The organism is Kitasatospora sp. NPDC056138 (assembly GCF_042264695.1).
Lineage (GTDB): Bacteria > Actinomycetota > Actinomycetes > Streptomycetales > Streptomycetaceae > Kitasatospora.
Genome location: NZ_JBHJVK010000017.1, coordinates 1 through 26,510, shown reverse-complemented (window position 1 = coordinate 26,510; position 26,510 = coordinate 1). Strand labels below are relative to the sequence as shown.

26 protein-coding genes are annotated in these 26,510 nt (G+C 73.7%); 11 read left to right on the top strand and 15 right to left on the bottom strand.

Annotated elements, in window-relative coordinates; genetic code table 11:
• Position 1: 1 nt before the first annotated feature.
• Positions 2–784, top strand: coding sequence for a uracil-DNA glycosylase (locus ACFC1R_RS13560; protein WP_375937593.1), 783 nt, complete (start codon positions 2–4; stop codon positions 782–784).
• A gap of 67 nt (positions 785–851) precedes the next feature.
• Here ACFC1R_RS13560 and ACFC1R_RS13555 read toward each other — a convergent pair whose 3' ends face one another.
• The 3 genes from ACFC1R_RS13555 to ACFC1R_RS13545 all read right to left on the bottom strand — a co-directional run bounded on the left by ACFC1R_RS13555 (position 852) and on the right by ACFC1R_RS13545 (position 2,784).
• Entirely contained in the window at positions 852–1,694 is an 843-nt protein-coding gene (locus ACFC1R_RS13555; protein WP_375937590.1) for a CHAD domain-containing protein, read from the bottom strand.
• A 194-nt stretch (positions 1,695–1,888) separates the two neighbouring features.
• The gene (locus ACFC1R_RS13550) at positions 1,889–2,275 is read right to left on the bottom strand and encodes a hypothetical protein (RefSeq protein ID WP_375937587.1); all 387 of its coding nucleotides are present in this window, start codon (positions 2,273–2,275) and stop codon (positions 1,889–1,891) included.
• Positions 2,272–2,784, bottom strand: a complete 513-nt coding sequence (locus ACFC1R_RS13545) for a hypothetical protein (protein WP_375937584.1) — start codon at positions 2,782–2,784, stop codon at positions 2,272–2,274. Before ACFC1R_RS13545 ends, ACFC1R_RS13550 begins: the two co-directional genes overlap by 4 nt.
• A 351-nt stretch (positions 2,785–3,135) precedes the next feature.
• On the opposite strand from ACFC1R_RS13545, the gene ACFC1R_RS13540 reads away from it, so the two are divergent.
• From ACFC1R_RS13540 to aspS, 4 genes are all read left to right on the top strand, one after another.
• The gene (locus tag ACFC1R_RS13540; RefSeq protein WP_375937581.1) at positions 3,136–3,771 is read left to right on the top strand and encodes a hypothetical protein; all 636 of its coding nucleotides are present in this window, start codon (positions 3,136–3,138) and stop codon (positions 3,769–3,771) included.
• A 225-nt stretch (positions 3,772–3,996) separates the two neighbouring features.
• A complete protein-coding gene (locus ACFC1R_RS13535; protein WP_375937579.1) occupies positions 3,997–4,806 on the top strand; it encodes a DsbA family protein in 810 nt (269 codons plus the stop codon).
• A gap of 4 nt (positions 4,807–4,810) precedes the next feature.
• Positions 4,811–5,380 (top strand): vitamin K epoxide reductase family protein, encoded by a 570-nt coding sequence (locus tag ACFC1R_RS13530; RefSeq protein ID WP_375937576.1) that lies wholly within the window; start codon positions 4,811–4,813, stop codon positions 5,378–5,380.
• 399 nt (positions 5,381–5,779) lie between these two features.
• Positions 5,780–7,054 (top strand): aspartate--tRNA(Asn) ligase, encoded by a 1,275-nt coding sequence (gene aspS, locus ACFC1R_RS13525; RefSeq protein WP_375937573.1) that lies wholly within the window; start codon positions 5,780–5,782, stop codon positions 7,052–7,054.
• An 83-nt stretch (positions 7,055–7,137) separates the two neighbouring features.
• Here aspS and ACFC1R_RS13520 read toward each other — a convergent pair whose 3' ends face one another.
• Together ACFC1R_RS13520 and ACFC1R_RS13515 are read right to left on the bottom strand one after the other, a co-directional pair.
• Positions 7,138–7,623, bottom strand: a complete 486-nt coding sequence (locus ACFC1R_RS13520; protein ID WP_375937570.1) for a GNAT family N-acetyltransferase — start codon at positions 7,621–7,623, stop codon at positions 7,138–7,140.
• 82 nt (positions 7,624–7,705) lie between these two features.
• Complete coding sequence (locus tag ACFC1R_RS13515) at positions 7,706–8,137, bottom strand: ankyrin repeat domain-containing protein (protein WP_375937567.1); 432 nt, start codon at positions 8,135–8,137, stop codon at positions 7,706–7,708.
• A gap of 309 nt (positions 8,138–8,446) precedes the next feature.
• On the opposite strand from ACFC1R_RS13515, the gene ACFC1R_RS13510 reads away from it, so the two are divergent.
• The 3 genes from ACFC1R_RS13510 to ACFC1R_RS13500 all read left to right on the top strand — a co-directional run bounded on the left by ACFC1R_RS13510 (position 8,447) and on the right by ACFC1R_RS13500 (position 10,990).
• Positions 8,447–8,641, top strand: coding sequence for a hypothetical protein (locus ACFC1R_RS13510; RefSeq protein ID WP_045300894.1), 195 nt, complete (start codon positions 8,447–8,449; stop codon positions 8,639–8,641).
• Positions 8,642–8,735: 94 nt separating this feature from the next.
• Positions 8,736–10,367 (top strand): hypothetical protein, encoded by a 1,632-nt coding sequence (locus tag ACFC1R_RS13505; RefSeq protein WP_375937563.1) that lies wholly within the window; start codon positions 8,736–8,738, stop codon positions 10,365–10,367.
• A gap of 248 nt (positions 10,368–10,615) precedes the next feature.
• The gene (locus tag ACFC1R_RS13500; protein ID WP_045300891.1) at positions 10,616–10,990 is read left to right on the top strand and encodes an RNA polymerase-binding protein RbpA; all 375 of its coding nucleotides are present in this window, start codon (positions 10,616–10,618) and stop codon (positions 10,988–10,990) included.
• A gap of 366 nt (positions 10,991–11,356) precedes the next feature.
• Here the strand turns inward: ACFC1R_RS13500 and fxsA are convergent, their stop codons facing one another.
• The 4 genes from fxsA to ACFC1R_RS13480 all read right to left on the bottom strand — a co-directional run bounded on the left by fxsA (position 11,357) and on the right by ACFC1R_RS13480 (position 16,183).
• On the bottom strand, positions 11,357–11,926 hold the full coding sequence (fxsA, locus tag ACFC1R_RS13495; protein WP_375937560.1) for an FxsA family membrane protein: 570 nt from the start codon (positions 11,924–11,926) through the stop codon (positions 11,357–11,359).
• 38 nt (positions 11,927–11,964) lie between these two features.
• On the bottom strand, positions 11,965–13,815 hold the full coding sequence (lnt, locus tag ACFC1R_RS13490) for an apolipoprotein N-acyltransferase (protein WP_375937557.1): 1,851 nt from the start codon (positions 13,813–13,815) through the stop codon (positions 11,965–11,967).
• A 259-nt stretch (positions 13,816–14,074) separates the two neighbouring features.
• Positions 14,075–15,712, bottom strand: coding sequence for an amidohydrolase (locus tag ACFC1R_RS13485; RefSeq protein ID WP_375937554.1), 1,638 nt, complete (start codon positions 15,710–15,712; stop codon positions 14,075–14,077).
• Between the two features lie 30 nt (positions 15,713–15,742).
• The gene (locus tag ACFC1R_RS13480; protein ID WP_375937551.1) at positions 15,743–16,183 is read right to left on the bottom strand and encodes an Lrp/AsnC family transcriptional regulator; all 441 of its coding nucleotides are present in this window, start codon (positions 16,181–16,183) and stop codon (positions 15,743–15,745) included.
• 324 nt (positions 16,184–16,507) lie between these two features.
• On the opposite strand from ACFC1R_RS13480, the gene ACFC1R_RS13475 reads away from it, so the two are divergent.
• Entirely contained in the window at positions 16,508–16,954 is a 447-nt protein-coding gene (locus ACFC1R_RS13475; RefSeq protein WP_375937548.1) for a hypothetical protein, read from the top strand.
• A gap of 249 nt (positions 16,955–17,203) precedes the next feature.
• On the opposite strand, the gene ACFC1R_RS13470 is transcribed toward ACFC1R_RS13475, so the two are convergent.
• Entirely contained in the window at positions 17,204–18,367 is a 1,164-nt protein-coding gene (locus tag ACFC1R_RS13470; RefSeq protein WP_375937545.1) for an acyl-CoA dehydrogenase family protein, read from the bottom strand.
• 339 nt (positions 18,368–18,706) lie between these two features.
• Here ACFC1R_RS13470 and ACFC1R_RS13465 point away from each other — a divergent pair, with 339 nt between their 5' ends.
• Positions 18,707–19,312: a uridine kinase gene (locus ACFC1R_RS13465; protein ID WP_375937794.1), complete on the top strand. Its 606-nt coding sequence runs from the start codon at positions 18,707–18,709 to the stop codon at positions 19,310–19,312.
• A gap of 418 nt (positions 19,313–19,730) precedes the next feature.
• Complete coding sequence (locus tag ACFC1R_RS13460; protein ID WP_375937791.1) at positions 19,731–21,800, top strand: AAA family ATPase; 2,070 nt, start codon at positions 19,731–19,733, stop codon at positions 21,798–21,800.
• A gap of 149 nt (positions 21,801–21,949) precedes the next feature.
• On the opposite strand, the gene ACFC1R_RS13455 is transcribed toward ACFC1R_RS13460, so the two are convergent.
• The 5 genes from ACFC1R_RS13455 to ACFC1R_RS13435 all read right to left on the bottom strand — a co-directional run bounded on the left by ACFC1R_RS13455 (position 21,950) and on the right by ACFC1R_RS13435 (position 26,342).
• On the bottom strand, positions 21,950–22,993 hold the full coding sequence (locus ACFC1R_RS13455) for a hemolysin family protein (protein ID WP_375937542.1): 1,044 nt from the start codon (positions 22,991–22,993) through the stop codon (positions 21,950–21,952).
• The gene (locus ACFC1R_RS13450) at positions 22,990–24,321 is read right to left on the bottom strand and encodes a hemolysin family protein (RefSeq protein WP_375937539.1); all 1,332 of its coding nucleotides are present in this window, start codon (positions 24,319–24,321) and stop codon (positions 22,990–22,992) included. Before ACFC1R_RS13450 ends, ACFC1R_RS13455 begins: the two co-directional genes overlap by 4 nt.
• A gap of 305 nt (positions 24,322–24,626) precedes the next feature.
• Complete coding sequence (locus ACFC1R_RS13445; protein ID WP_375937536.1) at positions 24,627–25,094, bottom strand: PH domain-containing protein; 468 nt, start codon at positions 25,092–25,094, stop codon at positions 24,627–24,629.
• 55 nt (positions 25,095–25,149) lie between these two features.
• A complete protein-coding gene (gene hisG, locus ACFC1R_RS13440) occupies positions 25,150–25,998 on the bottom strand; it encodes an ATP phosphoribosyltransferase (protein ID WP_375937533.1) in 849 nt (282 codons plus the stop codon).
• Positions 25,999–26,069: 71 nt separating this feature from the next.
• Entirely contained in the window at positions 26,070–26,342 is a 273-nt protein-coding gene (locus tag ACFC1R_RS13435) for a phosphoribosyl-ATP diphosphatase (protein ID WP_375937531.1), read from the bottom strand.
• Positions 26,343–26,510 lie beyond the last annotated feature (168 nt).

Genomic DNA, 26,510 nt, shown 5'->3' with positions numbered 1-26,510 from the left:
CATGAGCGCCGCCGCACCCCCGCCGCCACCCCCGCCGCCCCCCTGCCACCCGGCGGACACCGTGCGCAGCCTCGCCGAGCTGGACTCGGCGGTCACCCACTGCCGGGCCTGCCCGCGCCTGGTCGACTGGCGCGAGGAGGCGGCACGGACCAAGCGCCGCTCGTACCGGGACTGGGACTACTGGGCCCGGCCGATCCCCGGCTTCGGCCCGCCGGACGCCGCACTCGTCCTGGTCGGTCTCGCCCCGGCCGCACACGGCGCCAACCGGACCGGCCGGATCTTCACCGGCGACCCCTCCGGCGACCTGCTCTACGCGGCCCTGTACGACCTCGGCCTGGCCTCCCGGCCGACCGCCGTCAGCCGCGACGACGGCCTGGAACTGTACGGCGTCCGGATCACCGACCCGGTGCGCTGCGCACCGCCCGACAACAAGCCGTCCGTCACCGAGCGGGACACCTGCCGTCCGTGGCTGGAGCGCGAACTGGGCTACCTGCGGCCGACCGTGCGGTCCGTGGTCGCACTCGGCGGCTTCGCCTGGCAGGCACTGCTGCCCGCGCTCGCCGGCGCCGGGTGGCAGCCGCCCCGGCCACGCCCCGTGTTCGGGCACGGGGCACGGGTACTGCTCCCGGCCGCCGACGGGGGCGCGCCGCTGGAACTCTTCGGCTGCTACCACGTCAGCCCCCGCAACACCAACACCGGCCGGCTGACCACGGCCATGCTGCGCCGGCTGCTCGCCGACGCCGCCCACTCCGCCGGCCTCACCACCATCCCGCCCACCCCCTGAGCAGCGGCGCGGACCACCGCGCAGCTCCGCGACCGGCCCGGCAGCACGTCTCCTGCGGGGGCCGGGCCTACTCGAACCCCGGCGGCCTGCGGGCCTGCTTCCAGACCTCCGGCAGCCGCTCCCGCGCCCGTTCGGCCACCACCAGCTGACCGCCGTACAGCACCCCGTAGCCGAACGCCCGCCAGGCGTCGGCCCCGACGGCCAGCTCCCGCAGCGCGGCGCGCGCCACCACACTGTCCTGGTGCGCGCCGAGCAGCTCCTGCAACGCCTTCATCCGGGCGGTGAAGGCCGCCCCCGGCCCGCCGGCCGTCTCCCCCGCGTACCTGGCCCACTTCGCGGCCTTCCGCGCCTCGTGCAGCGCCCGGTCGGTCTCCTCGCCGGGGGCCGCCCGCCGGGCCGCCTTGAGCCTGGCGGTGGTACGGCGCTGCTCCCGCCGGGCCAGCTCACCGAGCGCGGGCAGGCCGGCGGCGGACGGCGGCCGCTGCGCCAGCTCCCGCAGGTCGGCGAGCAGTGCCGCGTGGCGCGGGCTGTCCAGGGCGGCCGTCACCGCGGGCCAGGCGGCGCGGTACCGCTCGCGCGACCAGGCGGCGAGCACCTGCGCCAGCGCCTCGGGCTCGCACTCGGCCGGGAGTCCGCGCGCCTGGGCGACCAGCAGCTCACCGAGCACCTCGGTGTCCCTGGCCTGTCCGAGACAGCCGCCGAGCCAGCGCAGTTCGCGCCCCGTCCCGGCGAGCGGCGAACCGTACGGGCGCAGCGCGGCGCGCAGCCGCCGACAGGCGACGCGCATCCGGTGGACGGCGTCCGGCGCGTCCGCCCGCACCTCCGGTTCCAGGCCGGCCAGCACCTCGGTCTGCTCGACGATCCGGGCGTGCAGCAGCGCACCCGCCGCCGGAACTTCCTTCTGCGGCATACCGTCCGCCCTCTCCCGGGCTTCCAGGCTATGCCGCCGCCGGCTCCTCGGCCGGGCCGGCAGCCGCAGGCGTGTCGGCCGTGCGGCTACCGGACGCGGTCGGACACCCGTACCCGGCCCGTCGTACCGAGCCCGGTCGACGGGCTCGGTACGACGGGCACGGTCGGGCACGGCCGGGCTGCACCGTCGAGGTGCTACGGCCGCAGCTGGATCGCCAGCGAGAGGGTGTAGCCCACGAGTGCCCCGAAGAAGGCCACCGCGGTGGCGTGCCGGGCGGTGAACGGCAGTGCGGCGAGCGACGGGTAGAGCAGCACCGCGATGGCGGCGGCACCGTCGGCGAAGTACAGGCCGGCCGGCGGGACGACGGCGGTAGTGCGTGCCGCCCAGCCCGTGGCCACCAGGAATCCGGTGAGCAGCACGAAACCGGAGAGCAGGCCCGCGCCGATGCTGGAGAGGGCCGGGTGCGGCGAGTCGTCCCCCGCGTCCGGGGACGGTGCGGGACGCAGACGCTGGGCGACGGCGAGGCTGCCGAGTGCGATGGTGACGGCCGTGGCAGCGCCGATGATCGGGACGGGGTTCAACTGCGGCTCCGGGTGACGGGGAACGAGTGGCCGACGGCCGCCAGTGCGGCCGGCAGCAGGACGGTGACGAGTACGACCGCCGCCCACACCACCGGGTCGAGGCTCGGCGCGGCCGCCGGTGGCGTCGGTGGTGGCGGCACGGCCACGGCGGTGGTCACCGCCGTGGCCGGTACCGGCAGGGCGCTGTAGGTGGGGGTCGGTTCCGGTGCGGGCGGTGCGGAGGGCTTCTGCGGGTGCGGGACGACCGCCGCCACGGACTTGGCGGGCGTCGGTGCGGGCGTGAACGTGGGCGAAGGGTGCGGCTGCGGGCTCGGCGGCGCGGACGGCGCCGGGGGCGGCGGCACGTCGGGCGGCGAGGGCGGCTCGGGAATCGGCGGCGTCGGTACCGGCGGCAGCGGAGGGTGCGGGGGATGCGGCGGGTGCGGAGGATAGGGAGGTTCGGGCGGCGTCCAGGGCGTGGGCAGGGGCGGCGCCGGGACGTCGGGCGGGCAGCCGGGAGGATCGTCCATCGGCCGATTGTCCATCCGGCCGGAGCGGGGTGGCGGCGGATCACCCGTCCACCGCCCGGTGATCGCCCCGGCGGGTGACGTCATCCGGACCGGCTTGCGATTCCGGGCACTCGGCACAGCAGGGATGTTCGACCGGACCGGCCGCACCACAACCGGCGGACCACGGCCCTCGGCTGCCGCCGCCGCACTCCGCAGCCCACCTCCCGCCCCACTCCGCCGACCCGCTCCCCAGCCGGATCCCCCGACCCGTTCCCCGCCTCACTCCCCGACCCGCTCCGCCGGCACGGCGCCCGCGCTGCCACCGAGGCGCCCTCGTGCGCGGCTGTGGGCCCGTGTCATACTCCGAGCACCATGACTGACAGCCAGGCGACCAGGGCTCTGCGAGCAGCGGTGTTCACCGCGCTCGCCGTTCCGCTGTCCGCACTCGGCCAAGTCGTGGTCACCGGGCGGCCGTTGCCGCTGAGCCTGGTGGCCGTCGCGACGGCGGCCGTGTTCCTGGCCGCCCTGCCCGCCTGCGGCGGTCAGCGGCGCTTCCTGCACATCTCGGCGGTCCTGGTACCGGTCGAACTGCTGCTGAACACCGCCTTCAACCTCGGCCAGGACGCCTGTGCCGCACCCTCGCACGGCGTCGATCTGCTGGTCTGCGGCGGGAGTTCGGTCAAGGAGTCGTTCCTGACCACGAGCGCCCCCGGCACGGCGCAGGCGCTGGTCCTGATGGTGCACCTGCTGCTCGCGTTCGCCGCCGCGCTCTGGCTGCGCCTGGGCGAGGCCGCACTCCACGACCTGGCCGAGGCCAAACGCGCGCTCGGCGAGCTGCTCGCCGTCCCACTGCGGGCGCTCCTGCTGCTCGCCCCGCTGCCGAACTGCCCGGCCGCCCTGATGCCGACGCCGGCGGCCGAGGACTCCCTCCCACGCCGCGCGGACGTGGTGCTCACCCCCGCGCCCCGGCGCGGACCGCCGGCCCGGGCGTTCGCGCCCGCCTGCTGACGACGTCCGCCGCCTCCGGGTCCTGCACGGCCCGGCGCGAGCCGACCTGACGATCCGTCGGCCTCGTCCCGCCACTTCCCCGTCACCGGGTGGACCCCACCCCGGCCCGCAGCACCGCCTCCGACACACGCCCGCGCCCGCGCCCGCGCGGCCCCGTGCCGGTCCCGCCGTGCCGAACGCGCCGGCTCCGCGGTCCGCCCCGGCTCCCAGGAGTTGACCTTCACCATGAGCACCCCCCAGTCCCCCAAGCCCAGCCCCCGCGAGCGTCTGCGCGAGGCGCAGCTGCGCGAGGCCCGCAGCGCCGCCGTCCGCCGCCGGACCGTCGTCGGCGCCTCGATACTCGGCGTCCTCGCCCTGGCCGCCGCGACCACGCTCGCCATCAGCACCGCGAGCGACGGCAGCAGCGGCGGCTCCGACACGGTCTCGGTGTCCAGCACGCTGGTGACCCCGGCCAACTCCTCGGGCCAGAACGGCACGGTGATCGTCTACGGCCGCGCCGACGCCCCGCACACCCTGCAGGTGTTCGAGGACTTCCGCTGCCCGATCTGCAAGGTCTTCGAGGGTTCCGCCGGGAAGGCGGTCCAGCAGCTCGCCGACGACGGCACGTACAAGATCGAGTACCACCTGGCGGCCTTCCTCGACGACAACCTCGGCGGACAGGGCTCGAAGACCGCGCTGGCCGCCGTCGGCGCGGCGCTCAACGAGGGCGGTGCCGCGAAGTTCAAGCAGTTCCACGACGTGCTGTACGCCAACCAGCCCGAGGAGCGGGTGGACGGCTTCGGCGACGTGAACCACATCCTCGCGCTGGCCGACAAGGTGCCGGGGCTGAAGACCGAGGCGTTCACCAAGGCCGTCACCGAGGGCACCTACCGTCCCTGGGCGGGCAAGGTCGCCGCCGCCTTCAACAGCAGCGGTGTGACGGGCACTCCGACCATCAAGCTCGACGGCAAGGCGCTGGAGCTCTTCGACTCCAAGGGCACCCCGATGACCGCCGAGCAGTTCACCGCCGTGGTCCGCCAGGCCACCGGGAGCTGACGTCATGGCCACAGCGACCCCGATCGGGGCAAGCCGCGCCCAGGCCGTCCTGCTGACGGTCTGCGGTGCACTGGGCCTGGCCGCCTCGGCCGTGCTCACCGCCGACAAGATCCGGCTGCTGGAGAACCCGGGCTACGTCCCCAGCTGCAACATCAACCCGATCATCAGCTGCGGCTCGGTCATGCGCACCCCGCAGGCCGAGGTCTTCGGCTTCCCCAACTCCCTCATCGGCCTCGCCGCCTTCGCTGCCGTCCTGGCGGCCGGGGTCGGCCTGCTCGCCGGCGCCACGTACCGGCCCTGGTTCTGGTGGACGCTCCAGGCCGGCACGGTCGTCGGCCTGGGCTTCGTCCTCTGGCTGATCAACCAGGCCCTGTACGAGATCGGGGCGCTGTGCCCGTACTGCATGGTGGTGTGGGCCGTGGTCCTCCCGCTGGGCTGGTACACCCTGCTGCACAACCGTCCGAACTGGCGGACCGCGGCCCGCTACCACTGGGTCCTGCCGGCTCTCTGGTACGTGGGCATCGCCCTGCTGGTGCTCAACCGCTTCTGGTACTACTGGCGGACCCTGCTCTGACCCGATCCGTCGTGCTGCACGGAGGATCCGGCGGTCCGCAGGGTCCTTGGGCGCGGAGGGTCCTTCGGCGCACGGGGTCCTTCGGCGCGGAGGGTCCGGCAAATCGCGTTGCGGTCTGCCGGACCCCGGCCGTAGCGTCACCTGCAACACGTCGAGGGAGACGAGTACCACCGGGATCACGTGAGCAGAGAGAGCCGCCGGCAGCTGGGAAGGCGGTCCCACGTCCCGGGGGAAGACACTCCTGAGTGCGAGGAGGAAATGCCTCGCCGGCCGGCCCCCGTCATCGGGCCGCAATGAGGCCGCCGCCCCCGGGCGGCGGCAGAAGTGCGGTGGCACCGCGAGTTGCCCCTTCTCGCCCGCACTCCGAAGGGATCATGACGACGCCCTTGGAGGGCTGCGATGATCCACCCGACGACCCGCGTACTGGCCTCCGAACTGCACGGCCACGTGGGCGAAACCGTCGAAGTCTCCGGCTGGCTGCACCGCCGCCGGGGACTCAAGTCCGTCACCTTCCTGGTGATCCGGGACCGCTCCGGGCTGGCCCAGGTGGTCGCCGAGAGCGGTCTGGACTTCCCCGAGGAGACCGTCCTGCGGGTCCGGGCCACCGTCACCGCCAACTCCCAGGCGCCGGGCGGTGTCGAGCTGACCGGACCCGAGATCACCGTGCTGTCCGGCCTCGCCGAGCCACCGCCGGTCAGCCTGTTCCGGCCGACCGTCCCGGCCGCACTGCCGGTGATCCTGGACAGCGCCCCCGTCACGCTGCGGCATCCCCGGCTCGCTGCCGTCCACCGGATCTCCGCCGCCTCGCTGGCCGGTTTCCGGAGCACCCTGGACGGCTTCGGGTTCACCGAGATCCAGACCCCGAAGGTGGTCTCCTCGGCCACCGAGTCCGGCGCGAACGTCTTCGCCCTCGACTGGTTCGGCGGCACCGCGTACCTGGCGCAGTCACCGCAGTTCTTCAAGCAGACCATGGTCGGTGTCTTCGAACGGGTCTACGAGACCGGCCCGGTGTTCCGGGCCGAGCCGCACGACACCGCCCGTCACCTGGCCCAGTACACCAGCCTGGACGCCGAGTTGGGCTTCGTCACCGACCACCGCGACGTGCAGGCGGTGCTCCGCGAGGCGATCGCCGGGATGCTGGCCTCGGTCGCCGAACGGGCCGCCGGCGCGCTGGACCTGCTGTCGCTGCAACTTCCGGAGGTGCCCGCCGAGATCCCCCAGGTGCACTTCTCCGAGGCCATGCGGATGCTCGGCACCGACGAGCCGGACCTCGCCCCCGCGCACGAGCGCCGGCTCGGCGAGTGGGCGCTGCGGGAGTACGGAAGCGAGTTCCTCTTCGTCGTCGGCTACCCCATGTGCAAGCGGCCCTTCTACACCCACCCGGACCCGGCCAGACCCGCCTACTCCAACAGCTTCGACCTGCTGTTCCGGGGTCTGGAACTGGTCACCGGCGGCCAGCGGCTGCACCGCCACGAGGACTACCTGGCCGCACTCGCGGCACGCGGCGAGCCCGTCGAGCCGTACGCGGGGTACCTCAGGGCGTTCGCGCACGGGATGCCGCCGCACGGCGGGTTCGCGCTCGGCCTGGAACGCTGGACGGCCCGACTCACCGGGGCCGACAACGTGCGGCGCACCACGCTCTTCCCCCGCGACCTGCACCGCCTCGCGCCCTGACGGCACCGGGCGGCTGTCCGTCGGAGTGCACCGGCGGGCAGCCGCCCGAGGGCCGCCCGACAGCGGCCGGCAGCCGAGGGCGGTCAGGCCGCCGCGGCCACCAGCGACTTGCCCATGCAGACACTCTGCGGGTGGTCCTTGTAGACGCCGAACTTGGTGATCGCCTCGTACCCCTCGGAGGCGTACAGCGCCAGCGCCTCGGGCTGTTCGGTGCCGCTCTCCAGCACCACCCGGGTCCGTCCGGCCTCGGCGGCACTCCGCTCCAGGTGGCGCAGCACCGCACGGGCCAGTCCCCGGCCCCGGGCCGAGGGCGAGACGTACATCCGCTTGAGCTCCGCGTCGCCGTCGCGCAGCCCCGCGCCGTCCGCCTCCTTGGCCCGCCAACCGCCGCAGGCCACCGGCCGGCCGTCGAGGTAGCCGACCACGAAGATCCCGGCCGGCGGGTCGAAGTGCTCCGGGTGCATGACGGTCACGTCCACATCGCCGTAGCGGCGGACGTACTCCTGCTGGACCTCGGCGGACAGCCGTACGGCGTCCGGGTGGCCGTAACCGGTGGTGCGTATCTCCATGGTCGGCAAGCCTACGTCGCGACCGGCCGCCCCTGGCCCGCCGTCCCCGGGCCGGGCGGCCGGGGCAGCGGGACGGCCTCGGTCAGCGGCCCTCGAAACGGGCGACCAGCTCCTCCTTGCCGAACATCCGCGCGGTGTCGACGGCGGAGGGGGTACCGGCCTGCGGGTCGGCGCCGCCGGCCAGCAGGGCGGCGATCACCTTCTCCTCACCCTTGAACACCGCCCCGGCGAGCGGCGTCTGGCCCCGGTCGTTGATCAGGTTCGGGTCGCCGCCGTGCGCCAGCAGGGCCTCGACCGTGTCCGCGTGGCCGTGGTAGGCGGCGAGCATGATCAGGGTGTCGCCCCGGTCGTTGGTGAGGTCGGCGGGGGCTCCGGCGTCGAGGTACCCGGCGAGCAGCACCGTGTCGCCGGTACGGGCGGCGTCGAAGAGCCGGCCCGCGAGCTCGATCACCTCGGCGTCCGGCGCCTGCCCCGCCGGCGGGTTCTGCGGGGTCTGCGGAGCTGAGTCGGTCATGACGGCCCTTTCGGATCCGGTGCGGTGTCGTACGGCACCGTAGCGGATGACACGTTCGTCCGGAGGCAAGGCATCCGTTCGAGCGAACTTTTCCCGGCGGGTGCGCCCGGAGCACGGTGCGCGGGGGACCTGAGAGAGCGGAATTCCGCCGTGAGCGGCGATCCGCACGTATACCTCCGATGTTCACCCCGGCAACAAGAACACCCATTTGCCCCGTTCCATCATCTATTACTTTTTGTCACGATTAGGTCGCTTTCGGTAACTCCCTCTTCTCCGTCCCCTGTCCCCCCTCACCGAGGAGCAGAGCACGTGATCCTCTCGATTTCCGGCATCGTCCTGTTCGGCACCATCGCATTCCTCTTCTTCCGGCGGGACGGACTCAAGGTCTCGCATGCCCTGGTCTGCGCCCTCTTCGGCTTCTACATCGCGGGTTCCTCGATCGCCCCGAGCATCACGGCAGGCGGCGCGAGCCTGGCCAGCCTGCTGAGCGGCATCAAGTTCTGACCGGTCCCGCTCGGTCACGGCCCGGGTGCGGATCCCACCGCCCCGGGCCTTGTCGTCACCGTCCCGCTCGTCCCATCCGCCCGGGGAGTCAGGAATGTCCCTCACCCGCCACTTCAACCGCGGCCGCGACCTCGCCCGTACGGCGGGCGACCACGCCTCCGACATGGTCGCCCCGCTGACGGTGATCGGGCGCGGCCTGCGCGCCCACGCCGATTGGGCCAAGGTCCGCTGGGCGGCCACCCCGAAGGACCACCGGGGCCCCACCGCCTTCCTCACCGCGGCGGTGCTGCTCGGGATCTACCTGCTGCCGCACGGCCCGCTGCTCGCCCTGGTCGCCCTGATGGCCAGCGCCACCTGGGTCGGCCGGACCCTCAAGTCCGCCCCCGCGCAGCCCGAGGCGGACGTCGCCGACGTCAAGCTGACCGCCCTCCACGCCGCCCTGACCCCCTACCTGGGCGGAGTGGACGAGCTCTCGCCGCTCTACAGCCTCGACGGCAGCTACAAGTCCGCCTTCAGCGCCTGGGAGTTCGACGGCGACGGCCGGCTCACCTCCCTCGACCTGGCCTACCCCGCCTACTTCACCGACACCGAGCCGGGCGCCCGGGCCAGGATCGAGCAGGTCGTCCAGGGCAAGGCGGGCCGCGCCCGCGAGTACCGGTTCGACTGGGAGGAGGAGTCCAACAGGCTGCGGGTCACCGCCCTGGCCCCGCTGCCCGCCGACATCACCGCCCAGCCCTTCGTCACCACGCCGGGCGAGATCGTGCTCGGCTTCACCGACGCGCTCGGCAGCCATCGGACCATCCCGGTGCACCGGGACGGCGGCACCGTCCAGCAGCCGCCGGTGATCTGGCGGACGGGCGCCCGCTCCGCCGAGCCGCACCTGCTGGCTCTCGGCGCGGCGGGACACGGGACGTCCACGCTGATCCGCTCGATCGCACTCCAGGCGCTCCGCTACGGCGACCTGGTGGTGATCGACGGTGCGGGCACCGGCGAGCACGCCTGCCTGGTGAACCGGCCCGGCGTGCACACCGTGGAGACCAGCCTGCACGGCGCACTGGCCGCGCTGGAGTGGGCCGCCAAGGAGACCGAGCGCCGGATCGTGGCCCTCAACGCCGCCCGTCACCACGGCCTCACCCCGCCGGAGGACGTCACCCGCCCTCTCTGGCTGCTGCTCGACCACCCCACCGAGCTGACCGAGCTGGCCCACGCCGAGGGCCGCCTCGACCCGCAGGAACTGCTGGAGACCCCACTGCGGCAGGGCCGGGCGGCGCGCGTGACGGTGGTGGTCGCCGACGACCTGGAGGCCCGGGACCGGCTCTCCCCCACCGTCCGGGCCACCACCAGGGCTCGCGTGGTGCTCGGCCCCACCGGCCCCGAGGTGGCCCAGCTGGCACTGGGCGCCCCGCTGGACATCGCCCCGGCCGCACAGACCCCCGCCGGCCGCGGCTACGCCAGGATCGGCACCGCGGCCCCCGTCCGGCTCCAGGTCCCGGTCACCGTGGATCCGCTGGACGAGGAGGCACCGGCCCTGCTGCGGGACGCGGTGATCGCCCTGCTGCCGCACCGGGACACCAGGACCGAGGCCGCCGCCCCGGCGCAGCCGCCGGCCCAGGCCCAGGCCCCGACCGGGGAGCCGGTGGGGAGCTCGGTCTCGGGGCCGGGTGGCGGGCCGGGAGTCGAGCTGACGAAAGACCCCTCCCCGGTGCGCCCGCGTCCGGTCTGGTGACCGGGCGCGGATAAACTTGGACGGCCGTCACTGGACCCAAATTGGTAGCTGTGTGCACAATTAGTGACACTCTGGGTGATATTCGAGCTCAGATGTGACAAATCGGGCGGGGATGGGTACAAACAGGGGCGGCACGACAGGCGACGCATGTCCCGGGACGGGAATCTTCGTCGACGGCCGAGCGTTGACCGAACGACGATGACAGCGACCACTAGTCCTGTGGGCCATAAGCCCGGGAGGCACGATTCATGAGCGAGCGAGCTCTCCGCGGCACGCGACTCGGGGCCACTAGCTACGAGACCGACCGTGGAATCGATCTGGCTCCCCGCCAGACCGTTGAGTACGCATGTCAGAACGGACACCGATTCGAGGTGCCTTTCTCCGTTGAGGCGGAGATTCCCTCGATCTGGGAATGCCGTTTCTGCGGCCAGGAGGCAGTCCTGCTCGACGGTGACGAGCCGGAGGAGAAGAAGACCAAGCCGACGCGCACCCATTGGGACATGCTGATGGAGCGTCGTACGCGCGAGGAGCTGGAGGAGGTGCTGGCCGAGCGGCTGGCGGTGCTTCGCTCCGGCGGGATGAACCTCGCGGTTCACCCACGCGACACCCGCAAGAGCGCGTGACCACCCCCTCCGCCTAGGCGGAGGAGACCGAAGGGGCCCCGGGCAACCGCCCGGGGCCCCTTCGGGTTGCCCGGATGGCTCGGACGGGCAGCGGCGCGGGCGGCAGGGGCTCCGCCGGGCTTGAGGCTCGGGCGGGCGGGACTTCCGGGCGCGGGGACGTCCGGGCTGCGCCGCAGCGGCGGCTCGGGGGCCGGTCGTGGTGGACCGTTCTGCCGTGGACCGTTCTGCCGCGGCGCGGGAACCGTGACGCCCCCTGCCGTGGGCTGCAGGGGGCGCGCGATCAGCTCACCGCGCCCCTCGGGCACCGCGTGAGTCGGGTGACGCCTCGTGAGCCGGGTGACCTCGCGAGCCGGGTGCCGGCGGTGCTCAGCCGGTGATCGGCGGGCGGTAGTCGGTGTCGGGTCCGGTGCGGCCGGCCGGGGGGTCGACCACCTCGCCCTGGATCACCTTGCCGTCCGGCCGGTGGATGCGCATCTGCTCCTGGAGCCGCATGGCGTCCGCGAACGCGTCGGATCCGGGCCGGGCGGTGGAGCGCAGCGCGGTCCGGGTGAACCGGCGGCCCAGCGCCCGCCACAGCGCCCTGGTCGGCGGGAGCAGCAGGGTCAGCCCGAGCAGGTCGGAGAGGAAACCCGGCATGATCAGCAGCAGGCCCGCCAGCACGGTCAGGCTGGTGCCGGTCTGCGCCTGCTGCGACTGCGGGTCGCGGCTCTGCTCGATGGCTGCGGACAGGGCCTTCAGGCCCGCCCGCTTGATCAGCGATCCGCCCGCGAAGACCCCTGCCACCAGCAGGAGCAGCACAGTGAACCAGCCTGCCGCGCCCGCTACGACGGTCAGCAGCCAGATCTCCAGCACCAGCCAGGCGGTGATCAGCAACGGCAGCACCCGTCGCAGGCGACTGCGCGGGGCCGGACGGACCGGGGTAGCTTGCTGGGTCACGGTACGAATCCACTCCATCCCGGTGCTCTCCGCGCAGATCAGCGACGGGCAATCCGAGCGGGGGCGACTGCGGCTGCTGCACCCACCTGGGACAACGGTTCGGCCTCGGCCGGTGTTCCGGCGGTTCCGGCACCGTTGCGTCGGCGCCGGATCCCGCCGACCGCCACCGCACCGCAGGCCAGCAGGCCGGCGATGGAGAGCGCCCACTCGGGCGCGGCACCGACCCGGTCGGCCACCGTCTTCGCATTGAGCAGCGGCACCGTGGCGCTGAGCTCGGCCGGGGTGAGCTCCTGGGTGCGGCTCACCACCGACCCGTCCGGGGCGATGATCGCGCTGATCCCGCTGGTCGCGGCGATCAGGACGGCCCGGCCGTGCTCGACCGCACGCAGCCGGGACATCGCCAGCTGCTGGTCCGGCTGGCCGCTCTTGGCGTAGGTCGCGTTGTTGGTCTGCACCACGAGCACCCGGCCGCCGTCGTTGACGGTGTCGCGGACGATCTCGTCGTACGCCACCTCGAAGCAGATCACGTCGCCGATCCGGGCCGGACCGAGCTGCATCACGCCGTCGTGGGTGCCCGGGTAGAAGTCGCGGGCGACCCGCTGGAGGCGGGTGATCACCTTGGAGAGCTCGGCGCGGAACGGCACGTACTCGCCGAAGGGCACCGGGTGCTGCTTGATGTAGAAGTCGCCGGGGCCGCTCTGCGGGTCCCAGACGATGCCTTCGTTCTGCACGTGCTGGTCGTCCGGGCCGTCCACCAGGGTGCCGACCAGGGTGGGCACCCCGATCGCCTTCACGGCCTGGTCGATCCGCTGGTAGGCCTCCTGGACGGCGAACGGGTTGAGGTCGGAGGAGTTCTCCGGCCAGATCACCACGTCCGGGCGCTCGGCCTTGCCCGCCGCCACCGCGGCGGCCAGCCGTTCGGTGGCCGAGGCGTGGTTGTCGAGCACCATGAACGGGCGGCCGAGGAAGTCCATTCCGGGGTGCGGCACGTTCCCCTGGATGACCGCCACCTTGACGGTGTCGGCGGCACCGGCGCCGGTCGGAACCGGGACGAGGTACCCGGCGAGGATCGTCGCCACGGCCCCGGCAGCGGCCAGTACGGCGGCACGGGGGGCTCGGGGGAGGCTGCGGGTGCCGGGGGCGGCCTCGGCGGCATCGGTGACGGCAGCAGCGTCAACGGCCTCAGCGGCCTCGGTGGCCTCGGTGGCCTCGGTGGCCTCGGTGGCCTCGGTGGCCTCGGTGATCATCGCGGTGCCCGGGGCGGGACTCCGGCGCAGACGGAGGGCGGTGTACCCCAGCAGGGTGCCTGCGAGGGCGACCGCGAAGGTCACCAGGGGCGCGCCGCCGAGGGCGGCCAGCGGTGTGAACGGGCTGGCCGTGTTGGCGAAGGCCAGCCGGCCCCACGGGAAGCCGCCCAGCGGCAGCCGGTCGCGGGCCCACTCCTGCGCGACCCAGAGGCAGGCCCCCCAGAGCGGCCAGGTGCGCAGCCGGGAGGTGGCGGCGAGACCGGCGCCGAGCGCGGCGACGAACAGCGCCTCCAGCACCGAGAGCCCGACCAGTGCGTCCGGCCCGATCACCCGGATCCAGTCGAGCAGCAGGAGGAAGAACGGGACGCCGAACGCGAAGCCGGTCCACGCCCCCTGGCGGGCCGTCCGCCCCCGGGTCAGCAGGGAGAGGGCCGCCACTCCGAGGATCGACAGCGGCCACAGGTCGTACGGCGGGAAGGCCAGAGCCAGCAACAGACCGGCGGCGACGGCCAGCCCGGTCCTGGGCAGCCCGGCCCCGACCTTGGTCCAGCGCCGCCGGAGCCTTCCTGGCCGCGGCTCGGGGACGGACTCGGCCGCCCCCGACTCCGCCGTCGGCTGCTCCTCGTTCCCGGGCAGTGCCACCTGCGCACCACCTCTCTGGCTGTGCCGTCCGCTCGCGCTGCGAGTGCCGTCTGATCGACCGGCCGCTCGTCACCGAGAGCCGTCGGAGAAAGGTACCCCGGAGCGGTACCGACCTGCCCTCAAGGGTGCCTGATCGGAACGGTTCGCCGGCCGGCGGCCCGGGGCGCGGCGACTGCCCCGAGGAACGTGCCCCTCCTCCCGGGGCGCCCCTGCGGTTCCGGGCGCCGCCGGACCGTGCCGGGCCGGCGGCCGCGGCGGGTCAGCGCCGGTGCACCGTGCGGCCCCGGACGACCGTGCGCAGGCAGGTCGGGAGCGCGACGCCCGGGGTGAGGTCGGGCAGGCCCGGGGTGCCGGAGCGGGGGTCGGTGGACCAGCCCGCGACGCGGTCGTCCGGGGCCTGGACGACGAGGTCGGCCACGTCCCAGACGGCGAAGCTGGCGACGGCACCCGGGACCAGCACGCCGTCCTGGTCCCGGCCGAGCGCGCGCCAGCCGCCCCGGGTGTGCGCCGTGAACGCCGCGCGGACCGAGATCCGGTGCTCGGGGGTCCGGTGGAACGCCGCCGCCCGGACGGTGCCCCAGGGGTCGAGCGGGGTGACCGGGGCGTCCGAACCGAAGGCGAGCGGCACTCCGGCGCGCAGCAGGGCCGCGAACGGGTTGAGCGCGGCGGCCCGCTCTGCACCGAGCCGCTGGACGTACATGCCGTCCGGGCCGCCCCAGCTGGCGTCGAAAGCGGGCTGGACGGAGGCGGTCAGGCCGAGCTCGGCGAAGGCGGCGATGGTCTTGTCGTCCAGCGCCTCGGCGTGCTCGACCCGGTGCCGCAGCGAACGGACCCGGGCCAGCCCGAGCCGGTCGGCCGCCGCCCGCACACCGTCCAGGACTGCCGACAGTGCGGCGTCCCCGATCGCGTGGAACCCGGCCTGGAGACCGGCCTCGGTGCAGGCGGTGACGTGGTCGGCCACCTCGTCGGCCGTCAGGTAGGCGGTGCCGGTGTGCTCGGCGTCGGCGTAGGGGGCGTGCAGGCAGGCGGTGTGCGAGCCGAGCGCGCCGTCCACGAAGAGGTCGCCGCCGGCGCCGACGGCGCCCAGGCTGCGGGCGGTCTCGACGCCGCCGAGTTCGCCCCAGTAGCCGAAGACCTCGGGGCCCTCTCCCTCGGCGGCCAGGGCCAGCAGGGCGGTGAGGTCCTCGGCGGAGGAGATCTCGGGTCCGGCGCACTCGTGGACCGAGCCGATGCCCAGTTCGGCGGCCCGCCGCAGGGCGGCCTGCTGGGCGGCGCGGCGCTGATCCGGCGTCAGGTGGGCCAGGGCGGCCTGCCGGACGGCGTGGTGGGCGTCGCGGGTGAGCGGCCGGGTGGGGTGGTGGCCGGGAAGCCCGGCCAGGCCCGGGGTCAGCTCGCGCAGGGCGGTGCTGGCGAGCGCCGAGTGCACGTCGGTCCGCGAGAGGTAGAGGGCGGTGCCGCCGGCGGCGGCGTCCAGCTCGGCGAGCGTCGGCGGACGGCCTTCGGGCCAGCCGCTCTCGTCCCAGCCGTGACCGATCAGCACGCCGCCGCTGCCGGCCGCCCCGGGGCCGTCGGCGGAGCGGGTCAAGGCGGAGCGGGTGAAGGCGGAGATCCGCTCCAGCGCCTCGACGAGCGAGGGGCAGCCGGTGAGGTCCAGACCGGTCAGGGCCAGGCCCGTCGAGGTGGCGTGGACGTGGGCGTCCACGAAGGCGGGGGTGACCAGCGCACCGGCCAGCTCCACCACCTCGTCGGCGCTCTCGGCGTACGCCTGCGCGGCGCCGTCGCTGCCGACCCAGGCGATGTGTTCGCCCTCGACCAGCATCGCGGTGGCGAAGGGGTCGGCGGGGCTGTAGACGGCGCCGCCGCGGAGGAGCACGGTCCGGTTGGTGCGTTCGGTCATGGGCCCAAGTCTGCACCCGACCGAGTCGGGTCAGAGCTTCGGGGGGCGCGCCTCGTAGGGGGTGGAGAGCACCACCGTGGTGCGGGTGGAGACGCCGGCGGCGCTGCGGATGCGCGCCAGCAGGTCCTCCAGGTCGCCGGGGGCGCCGACCCGGACCTTGAGGATGTAGTTCTCGTCACCCGCCACGCTGTGGCAGGCCTCGATCTCGGGCAGCGGGGCCAGCCGCTCCGGGGTGTCGTCGGGCGAGCTCGGGTCGAACGGTTTCACCGAGATGAAGGCCGTCAGCGCCAGGTCGACCGCGTCCGGGTCGATGATCGCCGTGTAACCGCGGATGACGCCGCGCTGCTCGAGCCGGCGCACGCGCTGGTGCACCGCCGAGGTGGACAGGCCGGTGGCCTTGCCCAGGTCCGTGTAGCTCATCCGGCCGTCCTGGAGAAGCAACTGGACGATGTGCTGATCGAGATCCTCCACAAGGCGCAAACCTACTGCCCCCGGGACCCGTTTGCCGACCCGGTGCGCACTCCTCCGGTTCCGGACGGTGACCGCCCGCTCACCCGGGGCGCGCTGTGCCGAACGTCCGGTCGCCGCCGGTGCGCACCACCACCGCGCGCCCGGAGTGCGAGCCCCCAGCAGAAACGGCGCATGAACGGGGCATGTGCCGCTGGAATGTGGCGAACGACACACCTCGTGCATCACAGTGCACCGCAGTGCAGGGTTATGACACTCCGTGGGCGGGAAGTGCTGGTTGTGGCCAGGGCCGAAGCGAGCCCGGTCCGATCCGAGGGGGATCATCACATGTCTGCTACTGATCAGCGTTCCCGCGCCGCGGAGGATGACGAACGCCTCGACCGCGACGCCGACTTCGACTTCACCGGGTTCCCGGGGGTGGACCCGGGCGACATGGACACCTGGGAGATCGTCCGGGTCCACTGCCCCGCGTGCGACCGCCCGATCGCCCTGGTCGGCGACGAGGAGCGGCTGCCGCAGCACGCCGTCCTGCCGACCGCCTGGCACCCCTTCTCCCCCGCGCTCTGCCCCGGTTCCGGTGCGGCCACCGACGACCTGGCCGAGTGCGACGACGACCTCGGCGACCAGGCCGGGCCGGGTGCGGAGGCGCTGCTCGCCCTCCCCGCCGAACTGGACTGGCGCACCCAGCCGTTCTCGCACGTCGGCGGCCCCGACGCGGTCCCGGTGAGCCGGGTGCGGGTTCCGGCGCAGCGCGGCCGCCTCGTCCGGCGCTGATCCCGCCCGCTCCGCTTCCGGATTCGCGGAAGCGCGAGCCGGGCGAGAACGGGGCCGGGCGAAAGCCGCACCGGGCGAGAACGGGGCCGGGCGAGAGCGGAACCCCGCGAAGGCGGAACCGGTAGGGGCGCGGGGAGCCGAGCGACCGGCCCTCTGCGGAGGTGCCCGGTCTCTCGCGGCGCTCCCCGCGCCCCTACCGCCTCGCCGCCCCGCGCCCGGGGGCCCGGTCGCCTGCCGGCGAGGTGACGGCTACTTGCCGGTGAGGTGGCGGCCGATGACCAGCCGCTGGATCTGGTTGGTGCCCTCCACGATCTGCAGCACCTTGGCCTCGCGCATGTAGCGCTCGGCCGGGTAGTCCTGGGTGTAGCCGTACCCGCCGAGCACCTGCACCGCGTCCGTGGTGACCCGCATCGCGGCGTCGGTGCAGAAGAGCTTCGCCATCGCCGCCTCCTTGGAGAAGGCCAGTCCGCTGTCGCGGCGGCGGGCCGCGGACAGGTAGAGCGCACGGCCGGCCTCGACCTGGGTGGCCATGTCGGCCAGCATAAAGGACAGCCCCTGGAAGTCGGCGATCGGGCGGCCGAACTGCTCGCGGGTGCCCGCGTACTCCACCGCGAGGTCGAGGGCGGCCTGGGCCACGCCGATCGCGCAGGCGGCGATGCCGAGCCGGCCGGAGTCCAGGGCGGAGAGCGCGATCTGGAAGCCCTGGCCCTCGTCGCCGATCCGCCGCTCGCGGTCCACCCGGACACCGTCGAAGTGCAGCTGTGCGGTGGGCGAGCTGCTCATGCCCATCTTGTGCTCCGGCGGCGCGGCCGAGAGCCCCTGGCTGTCGGCCGGGACGAGCAGGCAGCTGATGCCCCGGGCACCGTCCTCGCCGGTCCGCACCATGGTGCTGTAGAAGTCGGCGCGGCCGCCGTGCGTGATCCACGCCTTCGTGCCGTTCACCACGTACTCGTCGCCGTCCAGGTCGGCGCGGGTGCGCAGGGCGGCGGCGTCGGATCCGGACTGCGGCTCGGAGAGGCAGTACGCGCCGAGCTGCTCGCCGCTCAGCATCGCGGGCAGCCAGCGGTCGCGCTGCTCCTCGGTGCCGAAGGTGGCCAGCGCGTGGCACGAGAGGGTGTGCACGCTGACCCCGAGGCCGACCGCGAGCCACCCGGCGGCCAGCTCCTCCAGGACCTGGAGGTAGACCTCGTACGGCTGCTCGCCGCCGCCGTACTGCTCGCCGTACGGGAGGGAGAGCAGCCCGGCGTCGCCGAGCGTGCGGAAGGTCTCACGGGGGAACCGGGCGACCGCCTCGTCCTCGGCGGCACGCGGCCGGAGCTCGCGCTGGACCAGGTCCCTGGTGAGGCTCAGCAGTTCGCGGGCCTCGTCACTGGGCAGCTGGCGGTCGACAGGCTTGGCAGGGGCGGGGCTCATGGCGGAACGGGCCTCCTCGATCGGGGTGCCGGGTCTTGGGGTGACGAGACGCGGCACGACAGGCGTGTCCGACCGGCACCGGGTTGCGGTGAACGGTCGTTCACGGGCGTGGCGAAGTGAGTATGCCCGATACCGGCCGGTCCGTCACGACCTGCTGGAACGCACCGCCCGTAGAGTGGGCCCGTGGCTGATCGGGACGACTGCGCAAGGCTCGGCGACGGCTCGGCAGGGGCCGGAGCCGGGACCGGTGCTGCCGTGCGACGGGTCGGGCCGGGCCGGTCGGCCGAAGCGGCGGGTGCGGTGGAAGTACCGGTGGCAGTACCGGAGGCGGCGGAGACCGTGGAGCCGGCGGAGGCGACGGACGTCCCGGCGCGGCTCGCCCGGCGGCTGCTCGCCCTGCCGCCGTCCTGCGGCCCGGTCCGGCTGGTGGCCGTGGACGGGCACGCCGGGGCGGGGAAGACCACCTTCGCCGCCCGGCTGGCCGCGGCCCTGGGGGGAGCACCGGTGGTGCACCTGGACGATCTCGCCACCCACGCCGAGCCGTTCGGCTGGGTGGAGCGCCTGCGCACCGAGGTACTGGAGCCGCTGGCAGCGGGTCGGGCCGGTGAACACCGCGTCTACGACTGGACGTTGCGCCGCTTCGCGGACCGCCGGGCGGTGCCGCCCGCGCCGGTGGTGTTGATCGAGGGGGTCGGCGCCGGACGGAGCGGGCTGCGGCCGTGGCTGGCCGGGTTGATCTGGATGGAGCTGGACGCGGCGGCCGCCCGCGCTCGCGGGGAACGGCGCGACGGACCGGAGTTGGCCGAATTCTGGGTCGGCTGGGCAGCGGCCGAGCAGGAGCACTTCGCGGCGGACCCCAGCCGTCCGTATGCGGACCTGCGGGTGGACGGCCTCACCGGCCGGATTCTTTTTCCAATCCTTGGCAATTCCTTGGCCAATCCTTGACCTGGGGTGCCCTCGGCCCGTAGGTTCTCCCCGTCGCGAGCCAGTTGATCTCGTGACAGCGTGCGCGGCAACTCCGATTCGTTCCCCCGTGGGTCGGAGCTGTCGCGTTCCGCATCCGCCGCGCCGCTCTCCTCACCTGCCGCGATCCGGCGCGACCGTCGTGTTCCGGACGGACTCCAACAACTCGGCGGGCAAGGCGATTTGACAGGGTGCGACACTCTTCCGGATCAGCCCCGCGCCGGTACGATTCCTGACAGGCACGGTTGCGTGCCGGGGGCGTCGGTGTGGGCGGGCACCACCCTGGCCTCACCCCTCGGCCGCCGAGCCTCGATGCACCGAGCGGGGGGCGTGAGTGACGGTGGAGAGTTCCAGTACGACCGGGCCGGACCGGCTCGCCGACCGCGCCTGGCTGCGGGCGATGGACGCCTATGCCGCGGGCGCGTACGCCAGGGCGGAGGAGGAGTTCCGCACGGCCGTGCGGCTCGACCCCGGCATGGCGGACGCCTGGCTCGGCCTGCACGCCCTGCGCTGCGACACCTCCGGCGCGCTGCTGGCCATGCACCGCCACCGGCAGCGGTTCGGCGAGCAGCGCCTCCGGCACCAACGGCCGCTCAGTTCCTGGTACTGGCTCGGGTGGTGGGTCCAGCCGGTCCTGGAGGACGCCCGCGACCTGACCCTGGCACACGCCTCGCACTGGCTGGACGGCCGCCACCTGGCCGAGCTCGACCGGGCCCTCGCGGCCTGCCCGCCGCCGGAGGGGGACCCTTCGGTGCGGTTCCTGCACGCCTGCCGCTCCTACCTGCTGAAGGACTGGGAGCAACTCATCCGCGAAACCGACCAGTTGCTGGACGATCCGCTGCTCGGCATCGAGGCCGGACTGTTCGGCGGCATGGCCAGGGTCCGGCTCGACATGTGCGCCCAGGCGCAGCGCCCGCTGGCCGCCTCGTTGGCCCGCTGCCGCTCGGAGCAGCCGCAGCGCAAGGAGCTGCGGTACTGGCTGGCCCGCGCGTACGAGGGGGCCGGGCGCAGCGCCGCGGCCCTGCCGCTGTACCGGGCGGTGCACCGGGCCGACCCGGCCTTCATGGACACGGCGGCCCGGCTGGCCGCGATCACCACCGAGGACGGGGTGATCGAGGGCCTGCTCGGGGACGGCCGGAGTGACGCCCAGGCGCCGGGTGAACTCGCCCTCGCGGAGGCGGACTTCGAACCAGCCGAACTGGCGGGCGGCGAGCCCGTGGGCGGGTTCGGCCCGGACGTGGAGTACCAGCCCGGCTACGACACCCCGGACGGCGACGGCTTCGACGCCGGGGCCGGCTACCCGACGGGCGGCGGGTACGACGCCGGGAGCGGGTACGACGGCGACGAGGCCTACGGTGACGAGTCCTACGGCCCGGACGGCGGGTTCGGCAGCGAGGACGAGTGCGCCGGGGGCGGCGGCTTCGGGGCGGAGACGGACTACCGGATGGGCGAGTCCTACGCCGGTCCCGCCGGCACCGGGGTACCCGTACCCCGGCCGGCCGCCGAGCGGTCGGGCGGCTCCGCCGACCCCGTCCCGGGGCCGCCGCCCAGAGGCGACGGCGGTGAACGCGCCGCACCACCGGCCGGATCGACGCAGCACGGCGGACTCCGCGGCCAGCAGGGGCTCGACGCGGCGATGGCCGCACTGGAGCAGATGGTCGGCCTCGATCCGGTGAAACGTCAGGTCCGGGCGCTGTCGGCGCAGTTGCGGATGTCGCGGCTGCGCACCGAGCAGGGCCTGCCGGTGCAGCCGCCGAAGCGGCACTTCGTCTTCTCCGGCCCCTCGGGCACCGGGAAGACCACCGTCGCGCGGATCCTCGGGCAGGTCTTCCACGCGCTCGGCCTGCTCTCCGGGGACCACCTGGTGGAGGCCCAACGGGCGGACCTGGTGGGCGAGTTCCTCGGCCAGACGGCGGTCAAGGCCAACGAGCTGATCGACTCCGCGCTGGACGGCGTGCTCTTCATCGACGAGGCGTACAGCCTCTCCAACTCCGGCTACAGCAAGGGCGACGCCTACGGGGACGAGGCGCTCCAGGTGCTGCTGAAGCGGGCCGAGGACAACCGCGACCGGCTGGTGGTCATCCTGGCCGGCTACCCCGAGGGCATGAACCGCCTGCTGGCCACCAACCCGGGCCTCAACTCCCGCTTCACCACCCGGGTGGACTTCCCCAGCTACCGTCCCGCCGAGCTCACCGCCATCGGCCGCACCCTGGCCGCGTCCGGCGGCGACGGCTGGGACGAGGACGCCGCCGAGGAGCTCGCCAGCATCTGCGGCCACGTGGTCCACGAGGGCTGGATCGACGACCTCGGCAACGGCCGCTTCATCCGGACCCTCTACGAGAAGTCCTGCGCTTACCGCGACCTGCGCCTGTCCGCCCTCCGGGCCGTCCCCACCCGCGAGGACCTGGCCACCCTCCGGCTGCCGGACCTGCTCCAGGCGTACGGCGAACTGATCGACGGCCGGCGGTAGACCGCCGGGGCCTGCGGATCCCCGCAGGATCGGGCGGGCACGACAGGGGCGCGGGGAACCGCGCGATCGGGCCGCCTCGGGAAGCACACGGCCTCCCGCGCGCTCCCCGCGCCCCTGGTGGTTCACCCCTGCCGGAGGAACCTCCGGGCTCAGGCCCGGGCCACCTGACGGTGATCGGGGTCGTGCATCTCGCCGACCAGCTCCTCCAGGACGTCCTCCAGGGCGACCAGGCCGAGCTTGCGGCCGTCCTGGTCGACCACGGCGGCCAGGTGGGCGGCTGCCCTGCGCATCGCGCCGAGCGCGTCGTCCATCGGCGTGGTGCCGCGCAGGACGGTGACCGGGCGCCAGAGCCGGGCCGGGAGGGGCGCCGACGGGTCCTCGACGTCCAGGATGTCCTTGACGTGCAGGTAGCCGCGCAGCGCGTCGGCCTCGTCGACCACCGGGAAGCGGGAGAACCCGGTGCGGACGGCCAGCTCCTCTATCTCCAGGGCGGTGACCGAAGGGCCCACGGTGACCAGCTGCTCGGCCGGCAGCAGGACGTCGGTGACCGGCCGGTGACCGAGCTCCAGGGCGTCCTCCAGCCGCTCCTGGCGGCGTTCGTCCAGCAGGCCGGCCGCGCGGGAGTCGGCCAGCAGGTGGAGCAGCTGTTCGTCGGTGTAGACCGACTCGACCTCGTCCTTGGGCTCGACCTTGGCCAGCCGCAGCACGCCGTTGGCAAGAGCGTTCAGCAGCCGGATGACCGGGCCGAGCCAGCGGGCCAGCCGGTCCAGCGGCGGGCCGAGCCAGAGCGCGGCCTTCTCCGGACCGGCGATCGAGATGTTCTTGGGGACCATCTCGCCGATCACCATGTGCAGGAAGACCACCAGGGCCAGTGCCAGGGCGTAGCCGACCGGGTGGATCAGCGACTCGGGCATGCCGACGGCGTGGAAGGGGCCTTCCAGCAGTCCGGCGATGGTCGGCTCGGCGAGTGCGCCGAGCAGCAGCGAGCAGACGGTGATGCCCAGTTGGGCGGCGGCCAGCATCGCGGAGACGTTGGAGAGCGCGTGCAGGACGGTGCGGGCGCGCTTGTTGCCCGCCTCGGCGAGCGGTTCGATCTGGCTGCGGCGCACCGAGATCACGGCGAACTCGGCACCGACGAAGAAGCCGTTGCCGAGCAGGAGCAGCAGCGAGGCGAACAGGTACAGGGCGCTCATCGGTCCGTCTCCTCGGCTCCGGCGTCGGGGCGGTACTCGATCAGCACCCGGCTGGTGCGGTGCCGCTCCACGCCGAGCACGGTGAACCGCCAGCCGGGCAGGCCGGCCGTCTCACCGGGGGCGGGGAGCTTGCCGAGCAGGTCCGCGAGCAGTCCGCCGAGCGTCTCGTACGGTCCGTCCGGAGCCTGCAGGCCGATGGTCTCCAGCTGGTCGAGCCGGGCCCGGCCGTCGGCCTCCCAGACCGGTTGCCCGTCGACGGGCGGCAGCTGGCGCAGTTCGGGGATGTCCTCGGGGTCGTGTTCGTCCTGCACCTCGCCGACGATCTCCTCGACGATGTCCTCGATGGTGACCACGCCGGCCGTGCCGCCGTACTCGTCGACCACGATGGCCATCGGCTGCTGGCGGCGCAGCTGGTCGAGCAGGCGCTCGGCGGGCAGCGTCTCGGGGACCAGAAGCGGTGCCGAGGCCAGTGCGGCGACGCGGGTCGCGGCGCGCAGTTCGGCGGGGACGCCGAGGGCGTCCTTGAGCGTGACGGTGCCGGTGACCTCGTCCACGCTGTGCCCGTAGACCGGGAAGCGGGAGAGGCCGGTGGCCCGGGTGAGGTTGAGGACGTCGGCGGCGCTGGCGTCGTGCTGCAGGGCGACGACGTCCACGCGCGGGGTCATCACGCTCTCCGCGGTGAGTTCGCCGAGGCCCAGGGTGCGCACGAAGAGCCGGGCCGACTCCTCGTCCATCACGCCGGCCCTGGCGGAGTGCCGGGCGAGCGAGACCAGTTCGGCCGGGGTGCGGGCGTGGCCGAGCTCCTCCTGCGGCTCGATGCCGAGGGCCCGCACGATGCGGTCGGCGGAGCCGTTCAGCAGGCTGATCAGCGGGCGGCAGACGGCCGAGAAGACGCGCTGCGGTCCGACCACGGCGTAGGCGACCTGGAGCGGCCTGGAGATCGCCCAGTTCTTGGGGACCAGTTCCCCGATCACCATCTGCACCACGGTGGCCAGCACCATGCCGACGGTCACGGCGGCGCCGGCCGCGGCGGCCGCAGGCAGGCCGAGGCCGGTGAGCACGGGGGTGAGCAGGGTGGAGAGTGCGGGCGCGGCGAGCATGCCGACCACCAGGGAGGTGACGGTGATGCCGAGTTGGGCGCCGGAGAGCTGGAAGGAGAGCTTGCGCAGGGCCTTGGCGACACTCGCGGCCCGTCGGTCACCGGCGGCGGCGGCGCGTTCGACACTGCCGCGCTCCACGGTGACGAGGGCGAACTCGGCGGCCACGAAGAGGCCGTTGGCGAGGATGAGCACGAGGGCCGCGAACAGCAGCAGCCAGGCGGTGATCACAGTGCCGCCTGCCTTCCGGGCGTCGGAAGTGAGGCGGCGCGGGTACTACCGGACGGATCGTCCATCGAGGGGAGGTGTCACTCCTCAGGTCGTGGGCTCGACTGGCGGGGCCTTTGCCCCGGCTTTACCAGCGTAGACGATAGCCGCCCGGAGGTAAGGATCTTGTAGGGCGGTGCCAGCCACCGGCCGGGTGGGGTTCCTCCGGATCCCCGCGCCGGTCCACTCGGTGCACGGGTCCGCTCGGTGCGCGGTCCGCTCGGTGCGCGGTCCGGTGGATGCGCGGCCCGGTGGGCGGGCGGATCCGCTCAGTGGGAGGTGCCGCGCTCCTCGACCAGGTCGCGCAGTGCGCGGGCGGCGGCAACGGCCTGATCGCGGCCGCCGGCGGGCTGGATGCCGACCGCGGCCAGCGCGGTGCCGTCGGCGAGGTCGAGGGTGACCCACGGGTCGCCCTGGCGCAGGTTGACCCGGACGATCTCGGCCCAGGCGAGGCGGCGGCTGCGGACGAAGTTGACCACCGTGACGCCCTGTTCGTCGGCGCTCACCCTGGGCCGGGCCAGCATCAGGCCGACCCCGGCGAAGAGCAGGCCGCTGCAGACCATCGCCACCCGGTCGTTGAGCTGCCAGTTGTCGGGCAGTGCGAAGGCGATCGTGGTGAACAGCACCAGCAGCACGGTGCAGAGCGTCAGCAGCACGGCCCGGTTGCGGCGCGGCACCCAGCTGACCGGGAGCGCCACGGACTCGACGGGCTTGGTGGACTGGGCGGACGTGGTCACGGTGGTTCTCCCAAGCACGGGCGGGGGCCCGGTCCGGCCCCCGCCCGATCGATCGTCAGAGGCGGCAGGCGTGGATGTTGGTGACCAGGATGGCGCGGGCGCCGATCCCCCAGAGGTCGTCCATGATCCGCTGGGCCTCCTTGCGGAGCACCATCGAACGGACCGCCACCCAGCCCTCGGTGTGCAGCGGGGAGACCGTCGGCGACTCCAGGCCGGGGGTGAGCGCAACGGCGGCCCCGACCTTCTCGGCGCGGATGTCGTAGTCCATCAGCACGTAGCGGCGGGCCACCAGCACGCCCTGGAGGCGGCGCAGGAACTGCTCGACCCGCGCGTCCTCGCCGGCGCCCTTGGGACGGATCACCACGGAGTCCGAGATCAGGATCGGCTCGCCGAAGACCTCCAGGCCGGCGTTGCGCAGGCTGGTGCCGGTCTCCACCACGTCGGCGATCACATCGGCGACACCCAGCTGCACGGCGGTCTCGACCGCGCCGTCCAGCTTGGTGACGGTCGCCTTGACGCCCTGCTCGGCCAGGTGCTGCTCGACCAGTCCGGTGTAGGAGGTGGCGATCCGCAGGCCCTCCAGGCCCTGGACGTCCTCCACCTCGACACCGACCGGCTTGGCGAAGCGGAAGGTCGAGCCGGCGAAGCCGAGCGCGAGCACCTCCTCCGCGTCCGCACCCGAGTCCAGCAGCAGGTCGCGACCGGTGATGCCGACGTCGAGGCGGCCGGAGCCGACGTAGACGGCGATGTCGCGCGGGCGCAGGAAGAAGAACTCGACCTGGTTCTCCGGGTCGACCAGCACCAGCTCCTTGGGGTCCTTGCGCTGCCGGTAGCCGGCCTCATGGAGCATCTCCGCCGCGGGACCCGAGAGCGAACCCTTGTTGGGGAGGGCGATGCGCAGCATGAGAGAGGAATCCTTCGCTGTGGAGGGGGCTGTGGTGCGGTGCGGACTGCGGTGCGATGGGGCCGGTCGGATCAGAGGTGGGCGTAGACGTCGTCGAGGGTCAGTCCGCGGGCGACCATCATCACCTGAAGGTGGTAGAGGAGCTGCGAGATCTCCTCGGCGGTCCGCTCGTCGGTCTCGTACTCGGCGGCCATCCAGACCTCGGCGGCCTCCTCGACGACCTTCTTGCCGATCGCATGGACGCCCTGCTGGACGAGCTGCGCGGTACGGGAGGACGAGGGGTCGCCGGTGGCGGCCTTCTTTTGGAGCTCGGTGAAGAGCTCCTCGAATGTCTTGGAAGCCATGATGAGCTCACCTTACGGCTTGCGGGCTGACGGACGGTAAACGGTCCCGGACCGTGGACACCCCGATGGACGCACGGTCGAACTATCCCAGGCGGGGGCGGTCGCAGCACGCAAGGACGCGGGGATCCGCGTGGACGACCGTGCGGCTGTGTGCCCGGTCGTCCACGC